This window comes from Streptomyces sp. BK239 (genome assembly GCF_004217285.1).
Taxonomy (GTDB): domain Bacteria; phylum Actinomycetota; class Actinomycetes; order Streptomycetales; family Streptomycetaceae; genus Streptomyces.
This window is the reverse complement of sequence record NZ_SHKS01000004.1, coordinates 502,027-516,589: the sequence shown is the minus strand read 5'-3', so window position 1 is coordinate 516,589 and position 14,563 is coordinate 502,027. Positions and strand designations below refer to the sequence as shown.

Sequence of the window (14,563 nt, the reverse complement as noted above, 5' to 3'; positions counted from 1 at the left end):
GCACTTCACATTTCGCGCACATTTCCCACACGCTGCGATCACCTTGGATATGCTCCCCCGTACTTCAATCGCACCATCAGGGGGGCATTACCTCATGCGCATACGCATGTCTCACGCGTGGACGGCCATGGCCGCGGCGGGCGCGGCCGTCGCGATCACCGCGGTCACCGCCGTTCCGGCCCAGGCCGCCGAGTACTCGTCCCCGCTCAAGGTGAAGGGCGTGCAGTACGACGCCCCCGGCGCCGACTCCAACCGGTGCTCCGGCGGGAACGCGAAGAACGAGTACCTGACGATCAAAAACTACTCGCGGACCGCGAAGGTCAACCTCAAGGGCTACGCCGTCAAGGACGCCAGCGGCAACAAGTACACCTTCACCGCCAACCACACCCTCGAGCCCGGCGACTACGTGACGCTGCGCGGCGGCCGCGGCACCGAGTCCGACGCCGGAAACGTCGCCTACCGCCAGAACTGCAACTTCATCTGGAACAACGACAAGGACACCATCTACCTGCTCAAGCCGGGCGGCGCCGCGGCCGACACGCACGCCTACACCAAGCGCGCCAACGACGCGGACGGCAACGGGTACATCACGTACCACGGCTGATCCGAGGACGGCCCGAGCGGCGCGTCGGCCCCAGTGCGGGCCGGCGCGCCGCTGTCGTGGGAGGTCGCGCCGCTTCCCGTGGGACGGACGGAGCAGGTGGGCGCCCCGGTGGTCCGCCGCGGGCCACCGGGGGTCCGGCTCAGCCCGTGGGCTTGCCGCGCAGGGCGTCGAAGCGGGCCCAGTCCGTGTCCCACTGGTCCGTGCGCCGGCGTTCGAGGCGGGTGCGCAGGACGCGGGCGCCCGCGAAGGGCAGGGTCGCCGCGCCGGCGCCCGCCAGGACCCCGACGAGGGCGGCGCGCACGCGCGCCTGATCGGCGGTGGTCGGCTTGGTGACCAGGCGGCCCTGACGGTCCGTCCAGATCGTGACGCGGGTGCCGGCCGTGCTGCCGGGGGCGACCCGGACCTGGCCGGCATGGGCGGAGCCGTCGGGGGCGGTCCAGTCGACCTTGGCCCACACCCGGTCGCCGCTGGCGGCGCCCGCGCGCGTGGACGCCTTGCCCGGCGCCTGCTCGGTCAGCCGCCCGGCGACGGCCCGCCACTCGACGCGCTCCCGGGCGAGCCCGTCTTCGACGGAACGGGCGGTCGCCCAGCCGGCCAGGACCCCGGCGAGAACGGTCAGCGCCCACGCGCCGAGCACCACCCAAGCCTCCACCACGTCGGCGCGACGCTTGAGCGGGTTGCGCCGCCAACGCCACAGCCACACCTTCGGACCACGGAACGCCATCGAAGGCTTCCTCCTCATGAGCGCGCGAACATCCCGGCGCCCTCCCATACGGTGCGGGCGGTCCTGATGCTCAGGGCGAATCCCTCCCACCCGCCAGTTCCACGCTCTCGCCGGTCCAAGCCACAGCTGCGGCGAATGTGGCCGGGACCATGCCGACCTTTTCCCGCCATCGCCGCCGTGACCTGCGTCGACGCGCTTGAGCGGGTGACTGTCAGTGGTGGGGTGCAGACTGGCCGATGCCGGGACAAAGCCGTCGCGGCACAGCGGAGGTGATCGCAATGACAGAGGTGCTGCTCGCCGTGGGGACGCGAAAAGGCCTGTTCATCGGACGCAGGCGCGGGGGCGCCTGGGAGTTCGACGAGTCGCCCTACTTCAACGCGCAGGCGATCTACTCGGTCGCCGTCGACACCCGCGGTGACCGCCCGCGGCTCCTCGCCGGCGGGGACAGCGCGCACTGGGGTCCGTCGGTGTTCCACTCCGACGACCTGGGCCGGACGTGGACGGAACCGGCGACACCGGCCGTCAAGTTCCCGCAGGACACGGGGGCTTCCCTGGAGCGGGTCTGGCAGCTGCACCCGTCGGTGGCGGAACCGGACGTGGTCTACGCGGGCACCGAACCGGCGGCGCTGTACCGGTCCGAGGACCGCGGGGAGAGCTTCGAGCTGATCCGCCCGCTGTGGGAGCACCCCACGCGCGCGCAGTGGGTGCCCGGCGGCGGTGGGGAGGGCCTGCACACGGTGCTCACCGACCGGCGCGACCCACGCCGGGTGACGGTGGCCGTGTCGACGGCCGGCGTGTTCCGCACGGCCGACGGCGGTGCGAGCTGGGAGCCGTCCAACTCCGGTGTCTCCGCCGTGTTCCTGCCCGACCCCGACCCGGAGTTCGGCCAGTGCGTGCACAAAGTGGCGCGGGACGCCGCCGATCCGGACCGGCTCTACCTGCAGAACCACTGGGGCGTCTACCGCAGCGACGACGCGGGCACGCACTGGACGGACATCGGCGAGGGGCTGCCGTCCACCTTCGGGTTCGCCGCCGCCGCGCACCCCACGCGGGGGGACACGGCGTACGTCTTCCCGATCAACGCGGACGCGGACCGGGTGCCCGCCGAGCACCGCTGCCGGGTGTTCCGCACGGCGGACGCGGGCCGCACCTGGGAGCCGCTCACGGCGGGCCTGCCGCAGGAGGACCACTACGGCACCGTGCTGCGCGACGCGCTCTGCACGGACGACGCGGATCCGGCCGGCGTGTACTTCGGCAACCGCAACGGCGAGGTCTTCGCTTCGGCCGACGACGGCGACACCTGGCGGCAGCTGGCCTCCCACCTGCCGGACGTCCTGTGCGTACGGGCAGCGGTGGTCGGATGACCCCGACGTGACTGTCCGGCCATGCTTCGACGGCGTCCGCGGCGGGAGGGATCGGCGGGCGGCGTCCGGCTACTCGAACTCCACGACGGCGCGGTAGCGGACGCTGCCCTTGCGGACCTGGTCCGGCGCCTGCGCGAAGTCCGGCGCCGGGAACGTCCGCACCTGCGGGCGGAGGCCATGGCGCCTCGCGAAGTCGATCACTGCCGGGTCTGAGCCGCCGACCCCACGATGCCGCCGGCGATCGACTCCGCGCATGTCGGGACCGGAACCGGCCGAACCGACGAACGGATGTCAGTACCTCCTGACACGATCACGCGCATGACAGCGATCGACGAGCGACTCGTCCACGACACGGCCCAGCGGCACGGCATTCCGAACACCGTCGCGGCCGAGCTGCTCGCGCATTCCCGCCCGTGCGTCTACCTGCTCCCCCTCGAAGACCTCTCCCCGGCGCAGCAGGAGACCGCCCGCCCGGCCGCGCGCACGGGCGGGCTGCCCTCGCTCCCCGACGACGCCGACCGGCACCAGGGCATGGAACCCCTCATCCTGACCGTCGACTGCGCGGCCCTGCCGCACGGCGCCCTGGACATCGAGCTGCCCACCGACGGCCATCTGCTCTTCTTCTCCAAGATCGAGTACGAGCCGGAGAACTCCTCGGTGCTCCACGTGCCCGCGGGAGCACGGACCACCGAGCGCCCCGTGACGTACGACGTCGACGGCGAGACCGCGCAGACCACGGTCTACGAACCGCGGACGCTCTACCCCGTCGTCGGACTGACCCTGCACAGCGACTGGCAGGACGCCCCCGCGTGCCGCGCCTTCCTGAACGCAGCCGACGGCAACGAAGCGGTACTGGACGCGTTCGGGGACACCGTCCGCGAACTGGCCGCCGGAGGGGCGGAGTTCGGTGTCTGCGCCCAGCTGGGCGGCTTCTCCGCCCCTTACGACATGGCCCCCGACGAGGGTGACCTCGTCCTCTTCGCCCAGGTGGCCGGCCAGGTGGTCGACCTCGACGTCTACACCCTGAACCTGATCACAGGCACCCGGCAGGACATCGCCGCGCGCCACTACACCGCCCTGACGTACACGCAGCAGTGCTGATAAGCACCGCGTAGGGCGTGATCCCCGGTTCCGACTCGTCCGTGTACCGGTGTGAGATGGACCGCGCGGCGGGATCCACGCGGCTCACCCTCTCTCCCCGCTCGGCCGGATCGGCAGGATCGGCAGGATCGGCCAGATCCTGGCGGTCACGGCCGGGCGGGCGGATGGCGCGACGGCCATGCTCCACGAAAAGTCGTGGTCCACGGACGGTCGTGCTCCACGGACGGTCGTGCTCCACGGACGGTCGTGCTCCACGGACGGTCGTGCTCCACGGACGGTCGTGCTTACGGCAGTCGCCAGTCCACCGGCTGCGCGCCCTGCCGCAGCAGCAGGTCGTTGGCCCGGCTGAACGGACGCGAGCCGAAGAAACCCCGGTCCGCCGACATGGGGGACGGATGGGCGGACTCGATCGCCGGAAGATCCCCCAGCAGCGGACGGAGATTGCGCGCGTCACGGCCCCACAGGATCGACACCAGCGGCTTGCCGCGAGCGGCCAGCATCCGGATCGCCTGCTCCGTGACCTCCTCCCAGCCCTTGCCCCGGTGCGCCGCGGGCTTGCGCGGGGCGGTCGTCAGCGCCCTGTTGAGCAACAGCACGCCCTGCTGCGTCCACGGCGTCAGATCGCCGTTCGACGGCCTGGGCAGCCCGAGATCGGAGTGCATCTCCCGGAAGATGTTCTCCAGGCTCCCCGGCAGCGAACGCACGTCCGGCGAGACCGCGAAGCTCAGTCCGATCGCCATCCCGGGTGTGGGATAGGGGTCCTGCCCCACGATCAGGACACGGACGTCGTCGAAGGGCTGCTGGAAGGCCCGCAGGACGTTCGCCCCGGCCGGGACGTACGTGCGGCCCGCCGCTATCTCGGCCCGGAGGAAGTCCCCCATGGCCGCGACGCGTTCGGCCACGGGTTCGAGAGCTTTCGCCCAGCCCGCTTCGACAAGTTCATGCAAGGGTCGTGGTGCCACGACGCCTTACTCTACTGGTGGGCGCGGCGCCCCGGCGCGACACGCAGCCCTCACCCACGACCGGCGTCCGGGAAGGAGGGGTGCCTGTTGCATCCCGACGGTGAACCGACGCCGCGGACGCGGCAGGGCGCGTTGCCGTTCGCCCGCGAGCACGGTGTTCTCGCCGTGGACTCGGGCGGCTCCGGTCTGCGGGTCGCACTCGGCACAGCCGGACGCGGGACCGTGGCGCGGCGGTCGTCGGCCGTCCCGGTGCGCACCGGCGGGCAGGGGATCGACCCGACGCATCTGATGGAGCAACTCGTGCCGCTGGTGCGCGCGTTGACGGCGGAGACGGGCATCGAGCGGCCGGCGACGGTGGTCGTGGGAGCCGCCGGGTTCAGCACGCTGGGCGACGCGCTGCGCGCCGCACTGCCGTCCGCCCTGGCGCGGGAGTTCGGCGTGCGCACCACGGCTCTGGCCGCCGACGCCGTCACCGCCTACGTCGGCGCGCTCGGGCAGCGGCCGGGCGCGGTCCTCGCGGCCGGCACCGGGCTGATCGCGGTGGGGACGGACCTGAGGGCGTGGCGACGGGCCGACGGCTGGGGTCATCTGCTGGGCGACTGTGGCGGTGGTGCATGGATCGGCCGGGCGGGCCTGGAGGCGGCCCTACGTGCGCACGACGGCCGCTCCGGGGGCTCCGCCGCGCTTCTGGCCTGCGCACGGGAGCAGTTCGGCCCCATGCCCGGGCTGCCCGGCCGGCTCTACCCGCGCCCGGACCGTGCGGCCGTCCTCGCGTCGTTCGCCTCGCAGGTGGCCGAGTGCGCCCCGGGCGACCCGGTCGCCGCGGACATCCTGCGGGCCGCGGCCCGGCACATGGCCGACTCCGCCGCCGCCGTCTGCCCGGACGGCGGGGAGCTCTCCGCCGGCGGCGCGGCGTGCGTCGCCGTCACCGGCGGCCTGTTGAAGCTGGGCGAGCCCCTCCTCGTACCGCTGGACGCGGAACTGGAGCGGAGGCTGCCGTACGCGCGCCGGGTGCCGGCGGAGGGCGATCCGCTGCACGGCGCGGTCCGTATCGGCATCGCGCTGGCGACGGAGACGCTGACCCTGCCGGGTGACCAGACGATGATGTACGTGGTGAACCACGAGGGCTGACAGGAAAGGGGGATTGGCCCCCTTCGGGGGCAAGTCGTCCGAAAAACACGCTGATCACTTCTGATCCGTACGTAACTCATCAGACAAAACAGGACGGATACCGCTCACCTGCACCCTCCCCGAACAAGGGAGCCCAAGAAGCCAGTAACATGCGGCGCCATGAGCTCCCCCACTGGGCCCGCGTCCGGCCTGCCTGTACGAATGCCGCGCCCCCGCCAGCCCGGGCGGCACCGCCGACCCGAGCCGCTGGCGGCTCCCGAGGGCGCGCCCGCGCTCGTTCTCGCGGTGCCGGGCACGCCGAGCGCCGCCACCCGCGGTCTGGCCGAGGAGGTCGTGAGCATCGCCCGCTCCGAGCTCCCCGGCCTCGACGCGCGCATCGGGTACGTCGACGGGGGCGACCACGAGTTCCCCAGCCTCCAGGCCGTGCTGGCGTTCGCCGCCGAGGAGCGCACCGCCCGCTACGAGCAGGCGGTCGCCGCCGGGATGGACGTCAAGGAGCCCGACGGCCCGGTCGCCGTCGTGGTGCCGCTGCTGGCCGGCCCGGACAACGCGCTGCTGCGCCGGATCCGCCAGGCCGTCATGGAGAGCCGGATCGCCGCCGAGCTGACCGACGTCCTCGGCCCGCACCCGCTGCTCGCCGAGGCGCTGCACGTGCGGCTGTCCGAGGCGGGCCTGGCCCGCGCCGACCGCGCCCGCCTGTTCACCGTGGCGACGGCCGCGGACGGCATCATCCTGGCGTCCGTGGGCGGCGACGAGGCGGTGCAGGCCGCCGGGATCACCGGCATGCTGCTCGCCGCGCGTCTGGCCGTCCCCGTGATGGCCGCGGCGCTCGACGAAGAGGGCTCCATCGCCTCCGTCGCCGAGCAGCTGCGTTCCTCCGGCTCCCAGCAGCTGGCCCTCGCGCCGTACCTCATCGGCCCGGAGATCGACGCCACGCTGCTGGAGGAGGCCGCCAGGGAGGCGGGCTGCGCCACCGCCGACGCGCTCGGCCCGTACCCGGCGATCGGCAAGCTCGCCCTGGCCAAGTACACGACCGCGCTGGGCATCGCCCCGCAGCAGCCGCAGGGGGCCCCGGTCCGCTAGCACGCGTGCGCGTGCCGCCCCGACACGACGAAAGGGCCCGCTTCCGGTAAGAGGAGCGGGCCCTTCGTGCTGCGGTGCAGCGGGGCGCTGCCGCCACGCCGGGGCCTCAGCGGGCGGGACGGTTCCGTCAGGGCTTGTTCGGGGCTGTGCAGGTGGGCCCAGGCGGGGTGCGTGGCCGACGCGGCGTGCACGGTGAGGGTCAGGCGGTCGGGGCGGCCGTCGGCGAGGGCCTCGACCGCGTCCTTGGCCCGCCGGCAGGCGGCGGCCGGGCGGGCATCGTGGGAGGCCTCCGGTGCGGCCGCGACGGCGACCGGGCCGCGCATCTCATGGGCGCACGACGTCGACGGCGCGAGAACCCCGCGGATGCGGCGCTTTCGGTCGAGCACGGGGTGGAGCGGGGCGGACGAGCGGGGCGACGGACAGCCCCGCCCGGCCGAGCGAGTGCTCCGGTTCGGCGACACGTCCGGCCTGGTCCGCCGTGTCGTCGCCGACGAGGCGCACCCGCGGCCTCGGCAGGCGTGCACGCAGCGCAGGACGCGGTGCATCCAGACGTCGCTGACGGCGTGGTTCGTCACCGGCGGCACGAGCAGCTGTGAGCCGTCGGGCAGAGAGTGCCGCACCTTCGGCCGGCCCGCTTCCTTTCGATCAAGAACGGACGAGTGAAGGGCGCGGAGCCGACGCGAGCGGCATCGCCAGCTCCGACAGAGCTTTCTCCAGGCCGCGCAGGTGCACGAGGGCCGACTCCGTCTCCTCCCGCTGAGCCCTTTCACCGGCGGCGGGCTCCACTTCCCTGCGTCCCAGGTCGCTCGCAGTGAGTGCTTCCAGCACGGCCTCGACTCGCCGGCAGGCGGCGACCAGGTCGGCGTCGTGCGACGCGACGGAGTCGGCGGCGACGGCCACCAGACCCCGTACTTCGCGGGCGCAGTCGTCGAGCAACGCGATGACCCGACGGGCACGGGCTTTCCGAGCGCGGAAGGGACTCAAGGGGTGCACCAACGGAGCGAGAGCCATCCGTACCCGGCCGAGCAGCAGTTCCAGTTCGGCGGCGTGCGGGGCCGGGTCGCCGTGGGGGTCGCCGGCGAGGCGGGCGGTCGCCTGGGTGGTGGCCGCGTGGACGCAGTGCAGTGCCCGCCGGATCCAGGCGTCGTTCGTGGCGTGCGTGGTAACCGGCAGGACGAGGGTCACGGCCAGCGCGGCACACAGCGCGCCCACACCGGTCTCTGCGAGACGGAGGCCGAGCAGGCCGGGCTCCAGCATGCCCATCAGGCCGTAGAGGAGGCTGACCATGACCGTCACCGCCAGCATCATCCAGGAGTAGGAGACGGCGGCGGTGTAGAAGATGCCGAACACGCAGACGGCGATGAGGGCGGCCGTCGGGGCGGGGGCGCCGTGCAGCGGGCCGGCGACCAGCAGGCCGACGGCGACACCGATCACGGTTCCGAAGATCCGGCGGAAACCACGGACAAGGGTCTCGCCGCGAGAAGCCGTGTTGACGAAGATCCACCAGGCGGCGCCGACGGCCCAGTACCAGCGCTCTTGGGAGACCAGCTGCCCGACCAGGAGCGCGAGCGTCGAAGCGGCAGTGACCTGGAAGGCCTGCCGGGTGGTGGGCCGCGCCAGTCCGGTGCCGGGCAGGGCCGGTGGGGCCGGCGCGGGTGGGGTGTGACGCTCGATGGGCCAGAGCACGAAGCGCGTGGCGCCGGCCGTGACGAGGGCGAGGCCTATCGCGGTGTACGACTCGGGCAACTGCGCCGGACCCGCGTGCAGGAACTGCGTGATGAAGAAGTTCATGAACGCGAAGATCCCCAGCGCGTGGCCCCGCGGGCCCCAGCGGCGGGCGTACACCCCGGAGAAGACGATGGCCAGGAACGCGGCGTCACGGGCCGGGGTGAGGTCGTGCAGTGCGGTGGCGAGCGCCAGCACGGGGAATCCGGCGACAGGAAGCAGGGCGGTGGTGAGCCGTTGGTCGCGGACGGTCGCATCGGTGACCGTGAAGAGGGCGAGCAGCGCCGCGAGCCCGCCGGTGATCGACGCGGTGAGCGACAGCCCGCACAGTTCGGCGACGGCGACGGCGGTGGCGACACCGATGACGGCGCGGGTCGCGTTCCGCAGCCTGGAGCGCCCCGGGTCCGGAGCCACGAACATCCTCTTCACGGCGGTGCGCCGCCCCCCTCATGGTGGTTCGCGTCCTGCCGGCGGTCGTCCGGGGTGGCGCACGACAAAGCAGGCACGACGAAGGCGCCGCGGTCCGGATCCGGCCTCGTCGCCGTCCGGCGCTACGCGGCACCGCAAGTCACATGGATGGGACAAAGCAAAACACCTCCCGGCCCATTGGCTCAACCGCCACCCCACCGACTGAGCCAATGGCACAGCAGCTCGAGCTCGGAACCGGCCGATGAAGGCCCAATGGATCAGACTTCTCACTCACCTCGAGACGCCTCGCCCGGCGGAGGAAGCACGCCCCTCGTGGCTCGTCCGGGTGCGGCGCTTGTGCAGTTCGATGGCCAGGGGCGTGGCCGTGAACATCGAGGAGTACGTGCCCACCGCGAGGCCGATGAGGAGGGCGAGGGCGAAGTCGGTCAGGGTGTCGCCGCCGAGCAGGGCCAGTGCGGTGAGGATGAACGCGGCGCCCATACCGGTGTTGACGGTGCGGGGCAGGGTCTGCAGGATCGCCCGGTTGGCGACGCGGGCGAAGCGCGTGGTGGGGTCGTGCCGGCCGACTTCCCTGATCCGGTCGAAGACGACGACGGAGTCGTTGACGGAGTAGCCGATGACGGTCAGCAGCGCGGCCAGGAAGACGCCGTCGACAGGTCTGCCGAGCCAGGCGAAGACGCCGACGAGGATCACGACGTCGTGGGCGAGGGCGGCGACCGCGGAGACTCCCAGCAGCCGGCGGAAGCGTGCCGTCAGATAGATCAGCTGGGCGGCGAGGGCGACGGCGAGGGCTATGAGGGCGCCTTGGCGTAGTTCCTTCCCGAGGCTGGGCCCGACGGCTTCGTCGCGGATCTTGTCGGCTCCGTGGGTCAGGTCGGCGACGGCGTCGGTGATGGTCGCTGCCTGGGTGTCGCTCACATGGTGGGTGCGGACCGTCAGCTGGTTCTCGCCGGAGGTCTGGACGACGGCCCGGGGGAATCCCGCGTCGGCGAGGACGGTGCGGGCGTGTTCGGGGTCGACGGGGGCGGCAGTGGTGTACTCGATGAGGCGGCCACCGGTGAATTCGACGCCCAGCTCGAGGCCGCGCAGCGCGATGCCGGAGGCGGCCAGAACGAGTGCGGCGGCGGAGGCGGCCAGCCATCGGCGCGGGTGACGCATCAGGTTCGGTTCGGTGCGGGCGAGGCGGTCGCGGACGGTGCCGGTGTGGGCGATGCCGGTGAGGCGGGGGCGGCGGCGCAGAAGGGGGCGGGCGACGGCGTGGTCGGCGAGGGCCCGGGTGATGACGAGGGCGCTGAGCATGGAGGCGAGGACGCCGATGCCCAGCGTGACGCCGAACCCGCGCACCGGTCCGGAGGCGAGGAGGAACAGCAGACCGGCGGCGATGAGAGTGGTGATGTTGGAGTCGGCGATCGCGCTGAAGGCCCCGCGGAATCCGGCGGTTAGGGACGATCGCGGGGTGGGGCGGTGGCGGGTGGCGTACTCCTCGCGGGCGCGTTCGAAGACGAGCACGTTGGCGTCGACCGCCATGCCGATGGCCAGGACGAAGCCGGCGAGGCCGGGCAGGGTGAGAGTGGCGCCGAGGACGGCGAGGACCGCGTAGGAGATGAGGCCGTAGCAGGCCAGGGCCACGGTGGCCAGAGCGCCCAGGAGACGGTAGACGGCGATGATGAACAGCGACGTCACCGCGGTGCCGATGCCGGCGGCCCAGGCGCTTGCCGTGATGGCTTCGGCTCCCAGGGTGGGGCCGACGGTGCGCTGCTCGATGGTCTCGACCGGCACCGGCAGAGCGCCGCCGTTGATGAGCAGGGCCAGCTCCTTCGCTTCGCTGTCGTCGAAGGTTCCGGTGATCTGGGTGGAGCCTCCGCTGATGCCGGACCGGCATGCGACGGACGGGTCGACCTGCGGCGAAGAGATGATCTTGTCGTCCAGGACGATGGCGACCCGGCGGCCCGGATCCCCGGGCGGGTGACAGGCGGCCTCGCCGGTCAGGCGGGCCCAACCCGCTTTGCCCGGTCCCCTGAAGTCGACCGTGACGTGCCAGCCCGCACCGCCCTGCTGATCGAAGCGGGCGGCTGCCTTCTCCACGTCGTCCCCGGTCAGCGAGGCCGCCTGAAGGCGCAGAAGCCGGCCGGACTCGTCGGCCATCACCTGCTCGCGGGGCCGCTCGGGCAGCGGAGTCGGCTTGTCGTCCGCGGCGGCTGCCGTACCGAGCACCTGGTGGAAGGTGAGCTGGGCGGTACGGCCGAGTACGTCGGCGGCCTCCCTGGGGTCCTCCAGGCCGGGCAGTTCGACGATGATCCGGTCGCTGCCGGAGCGGGCGATGGTGGGTTCGGCGACGCCCAGCGCGTCGATACGGCCGCGCAGCACCTCCACGGTGCGGTCCGTGGCCTCGCCGCCGGCATCGGCGGCGGCGGTGGGGCGGGTTTCCAGCACGATCTGGGTGCCGCCTCTCAGATCGAGTCCCAGGTGGACGGGCACGGTGAACGCGATGTACAGGGACAGGGCGACGGCGGCGAGGGCGATCAAGCCTCTGGTGCGCTGGGATCGGTTCACAGGGGCCTCCGGCAGGCATGCCGCGGCCGACACGGCGGCTGCGGCGGAGAAAGGAGAGGAAGGGATTCAGAAGCCGGAGGGGAAAGGCGGCGCCCTCACCACCTGACGATGTGCCGGTTGCTCCGATGCGGGCGGGCCCACCGCCGGAACCGGGGACCGCGCGGGCTGGAGCGGGCCGGTCGTCGTGCCGGACGACGCGGCAGGGTCGGACACCGGCGGCGCATGGCGATCGCCTGGGGCCTCTCGTTGTCCGCGGACGGCAGTGGTGGAGACAGCCTGGTCGGCACGGTCCGCATGGGGCTCACTGTGCGCCGACGACTTCTCCTCGGCCGCGAGCAGCGCACCGACCGGTGCGGGGTGGTGCGCGCCGCCCAGGACGGACGGGCCGAGCAGGGCGATGAACAGGGCGAGCAGGACGGTCCGGACCAGTCCCGGGCCGGGACCCCGGGTGCGCGGGACGGTGTGTGTGAAGCGGGCCATCACCGCCCCCTCTCCCTGTCGATGGTCTTCTGTTCTGGGCGGACCGGGTCCTCAAGGCCCGGCTGAGGAGCCTGCCGGCCGGATCCTCGAGGCGGCCGGCAGGCTCAGGCCTGGATCAGGCCGGCGCGGATCGCGTAGCGGGTGAGTTCCAGCCGGTCGCGCAGGCCCAGCTTGTGCAGCAGGTTCTCGCGGTGCCGGTGGACGGTCTTGATGCTGATGAAGAGCATCTCGGCGATCTCCTTGGAGGAGTGGCCCTCGGCCACGAGTTTGAGCACCTCCTCCTCGCGTGGGGTCAGCACCTGGTCGGAGGGCTCCTCGCCGTTACGGACCCGGTCGAGGTAGTTGCGGATGAGCGCGGTGACCGCGCCCGGATACAGGAACGGCTCGTCGCGCATGGCGGCGCGGCATGCCGCCACCAGGTCGCGGTCGGCCACGGACTTGAGTACATAGCCGCTGGCGCCGGCCTTCAGCGCCTGGAAGAAGTACTGCTCGTTGTCGTGCATGGTCAGCATCAGCACCCGCACGCCGGGCCTGAGCGCGAGAACTTCCCGAGTGGCCTGCAGGCCGGTCATCCGTGGCATGGCGATGTCCATCACCACCAGGTCGACCTCCTGCGCGCGGGCCATCTCGACGGCCTCCGCGCCGTCCCCGGCCTCGGCGACGACCTCCAGGTCCGGCTCCCGGTCGAGGATGAGCCGCACCCCGCGGCGTACCAGCGCATGATCGTCGGCGAGGAGGATACGGATCACGGATGTGTCGGGCGTGGTCATCGCTGCTTCCTGGGGAGGGGCACGGTCAGCCGTACCGTGGTTCCGGCCTGCGGCTGGGAGGTGACATCCAGGGTGGCCCCGATCAGCAGGGCCCGCTCGCGCATTCCGCGGATCCCCGCCCCTTCCCGGGCGACGCCGGTTCCGCGGCCGTCGTCGGCGACCGCCAGCACCACCGCTCCGTCGGTGCGGTGCAGGCTCACCTCGACCTGCCCGGCCTCGGCGTGGCGTGCCGCGTTGGTCAGGGCTTCCTGTGCGACGCGGTACAGCACCAGTTCCGTCTGCTGGTCCAGCACGGGAAGGCCGGTGTCGAAGCGGCGCACCACACGCAGCCCTACGTGGGTGGCGAACTCACTGGTCAGCGAGGTGAGGGCGCTGACCAGTCCGAGGTCCTCGAGCACGCCGGGCCGCAGGCGTCGTACGAGACGCCGTACCTCGTCCAGGCTCCCCCGGGTGATCTCCTGCACCTGCCGTAGTTCACCGCTCAGGGGCTCGTCCGCGTCGTCGGCGGCTCGCTCCAGTGCCAGCAGGATCGCCGTCATGCTCTGACCCACCTCGTCGTGCAGTTCCTGCGCGATACGGCGTCGTTCCGCTTCCTGCGCGAACAGGGCGCGGGCGCTGCTGGAGGCCCGCTCGTGCTCGAGGCGCTCGAGCATGGCGTTGAAGGTGCGGATCAGTTCAGCGGTCTCTGCGCGGCCCCCTTCCGGCAGCCGCTGCCCCGGGCGCAGCAGATCGACGGTGGTCATCAGCCGGGTGAGCCGGTCGAGCGGTGCCAGGCCGATCCGCAGCAGGGCCGCGTTGGCGACCAGCATGACGACCATGCCGGCCACGAGAATGACCGCCTCGGTCAGTACCACCGGTACCGACACGGTCACCGGAGCCCACAGCAGAAGCGCGGTGGCGCTTCCCAGCACCACCGCGTTGAGCGCGAAGATCCGCCAAAACAGCGACACCGGGATGACGCCTTTCTGCTTGCGACACGGCTGTTGTCCCTACTGTCGGTCACCGCGCGACCCGGGCGCGAACCGCGGGCACCGGCCCTGACCGGCCTGCCGTCCAGGCTGCCCGCTGCCGGTTCCAGCGGCCATGGGCACCGATCCCCATTTCCCGCACGTGGCCTGCCCACCCCGCGACGGGCCGACGGGCACGCCACAGATGGGTATCGCGCCCGATGTCCTTCGCGCGGCGTCGCGGCCACATTGGAGGCACGGGCCTCCGCCCCCTGACCTCCCGTCCGACGCCCACTTCTGGAAAGAAGGATCCGCCATGTCACTCGATACGCCCCGGACCGAATCCCGTCGTGAGCGGCTGACGGCGCACGAGGCCCTCCAGCGCCTCGAAGACGAACGCGCCTCCCGGCTCACCCAGCTGCGGGCCATCGGCCAGGCCGGGCCGGACGCGGAGGAACAGGTGATGTCCGCACAGAAGGACACCGTCCGGCGGGTCCTCACCGAGATCGAGGCGGCCTTCCACCGCGTCCGGGACGGCAGTTACGGCACGTGCCGCACCTGCGCCAAGCCCATCCCCGTCGAGCGCCTGGAAATCCTGCCCTACACGCCGTTCTGCGTCCCCTGCCTGCGCGACACCGCCTGACAGCCGACCGTCCGCGCTCCCCTCTCCCGCCCTGCCCAAGGGGTGAA

General features: G+C 72.4%; 14 protein-coding genes. 6 read left to right on the top strand and 8 right to left on the bottom strand.

The window, feature by feature from the left end; translation table 11 throughout:
- The first annotated feature begins 94 nt into the window (after positions 1 to 94).
- Positions 95 to 604 (top strand): lamin tail domain-containing protein, encoded by a 510-nt coding sequence (locus EV567_RS15720; RefSeq protein ID WP_130440383.1) that lies wholly within the window; start codon positions 95 to 97, stop codon positions 602 to 604.
- A 139-nt stretch (positions 605 to 743) separates the two neighbouring features.
- Here EV567_RS15720 and EV567_RS15715 read toward each other — a convergent pair whose 3' ends face one another.
- Positions 744 to 1,328 carry a hypothetical protein gene (locus EV567_RS15715; protein ID WP_130440381.1) on the bottom strand — a complete coding sequence of 195 codons (585 nt, stop codon included), beginning with the start codon at positions 1,326 to 1,328 and terminating at the stop codon, positions 744 to 746.
- Between the two features lie 278 nt (positions 1,329 to 1,606).
- Here EV567_RS15715 and EV567_RS15710 point away from each other — a divergent pair, with 278 nt between their 5' ends.
- Both EV567_RS15710 and EV567_RS15705 read left to right on the top strand, forming a co-directional pair.
- The gene (locus EV567_RS15710) at positions 1,607 to 2,692 is read left to right on the top strand and encodes a sialidase family protein (protein WP_165430389.1); all 1,086 of its coding nucleotides are present in this window, start codon (positions 1,607 to 1,609) and stop codon (positions 2,690 to 2,692) included.
- Between the two features lie 318 nt (positions 2,693 to 3,010).
- Positions 3,011 to 3,793, top strand: coding sequence for a YwqG family protein (locus tag EV567_RS15705; protein WP_242620823.1), 783 nt, complete (start codon positions 3,011 to 3,013; stop codon positions 3,791 to 3,793).
- A gap of 284 nt (positions 3,794 to 4,077) precedes the next feature.
- Here EV567_RS15705 and EV567_RS15700 read toward each other — a convergent pair whose 3' ends face one another.
- Positions 4,078 to 4,755 (bottom strand): uracil-DNA glycosylase, encoded by a 678-nt coding sequence (locus tag EV567_RS15700; RefSeq protein ID WP_130440377.1) that lies wholly within the window; start codon positions 4,753 to 4,755, stop codon positions 4,078 to 4,080.
- 132 nt (positions 4,756 to 4,887) lie between these two features.
- Between EV567_RS15700 and EV567_RS15695 the strand changes: the two genes are divergently transcribed.
- Together EV567_RS15695 and EV567_RS15690 are read left to right on the top strand one after the other, a co-directional pair.
- Complete coding sequence (locus tag EV567_RS15695) at positions 4,888 to 5,886, top strand: N-acetylglucosamine kinase (protein ID WP_242620847.1); 999 nt, start codon at positions 4,888 to 4,890, stop codon at positions 5,884 to 5,886.
- A gap of 159 nt (positions 5,887 to 6,045) precedes the next feature.
- On the top strand, positions 6,046 to 6,969 hold the full coding sequence (locus EV567_RS15690; RefSeq protein WP_130440373.1) for a sirohydrochlorin chelatase: 924 nt from the start codon (positions 6,046 to 6,048) through the stop codon (positions 6,967 to 6,969).
- Here the strand turns inward: EV567_RS15690 and EV567_RS15685 are convergent.
- From EV567_RS15685 to EV567_RS15660, 6 genes are all read right to left on the bottom strand, one after another.
- Entirely contained in the window at positions 6,966 to 7,355 is a 390-nt protein-coding gene (locus EV567_RS15685; RefSeq protein WP_130440371.1) for a hypothetical protein, read from the bottom strand. The two genes, EV567_RS15690 and EV567_RS15685, sit on opposite strands and share 4 nt — an antisense overlap.
- A 259-nt stretch (positions 7,356 to 7,614) precedes the next feature.
- Positions 7,615 to 9,114, bottom strand: a complete 1,500-nt coding sequence (locus EV567_RS15680) for an FUSC family protein (protein ID WP_130440369.1) — start codon at positions 9,112 to 9,114, stop codon at positions 7,615 to 7,617.
- Between the two features lie 279 nt (positions 9,115 to 9,393).
- A complete protein-coding gene (gene secD, locus EV567_RS15675; RefSeq protein WP_130440367.1) occupies positions 9,394 to 11,676 on the bottom strand; it encodes a protein translocase subunit SecD in 2,283 nt (760 codons plus the stop codon).
- 66 nt (positions 11,677 to 11,742) lie between these two features.
- The gene (locus EV567_RS15670) at positions 11,743 to 12,156 is read right to left on the bottom strand and encodes a hypothetical protein (RefSeq protein WP_130440365.1); all 414 of its coding nucleotides are present in this window, start codon (positions 12,154 to 12,156) and stop codon (positions 11,743 to 11,745) included.
- Positions 12,157 to 12,260: 104 nt separating this feature from the next.
- Positions 12,261 to 12,926 (bottom strand): response regulator transcription factor, encoded by a 666-nt coding sequence (locus tag EV567_RS15665; RefSeq protein WP_130440363.1) that lies wholly within the window; start codon positions 12,924 to 12,926, stop codon positions 12,261 to 12,263.
- Positions 12,923 to 13,876, bottom strand: a complete 954-nt coding sequence (locus tag EV567_RS15660) for a sensor histidine kinase (protein WP_130440361.1) — start codon at positions 13,874 to 13,876, stop codon at positions 12,923 to 12,925. The genes EV567_RS15665 and EV567_RS15660 overlap by 4 nt, the downstream gene beginning before the upstream one ends.
- A 313-nt stretch (positions 13,877 to 14,189) precedes the next feature.
- On the opposite strand from EV567_RS15660, the gene EV567_RS15655 reads away from it, so the two are divergent.
- A complete protein-coding gene (locus tag EV567_RS15655; protein ID WP_130440359.1) occupies positions 14,190 to 14,516 on the top strand; it encodes a TraR/DksA C4-type zinc finger protein in 327 nt (108 codons plus the stop codon).
- The last annotated feature ends 47 nt before the right edge of the window (positions 14,517 to 14,563 follow it).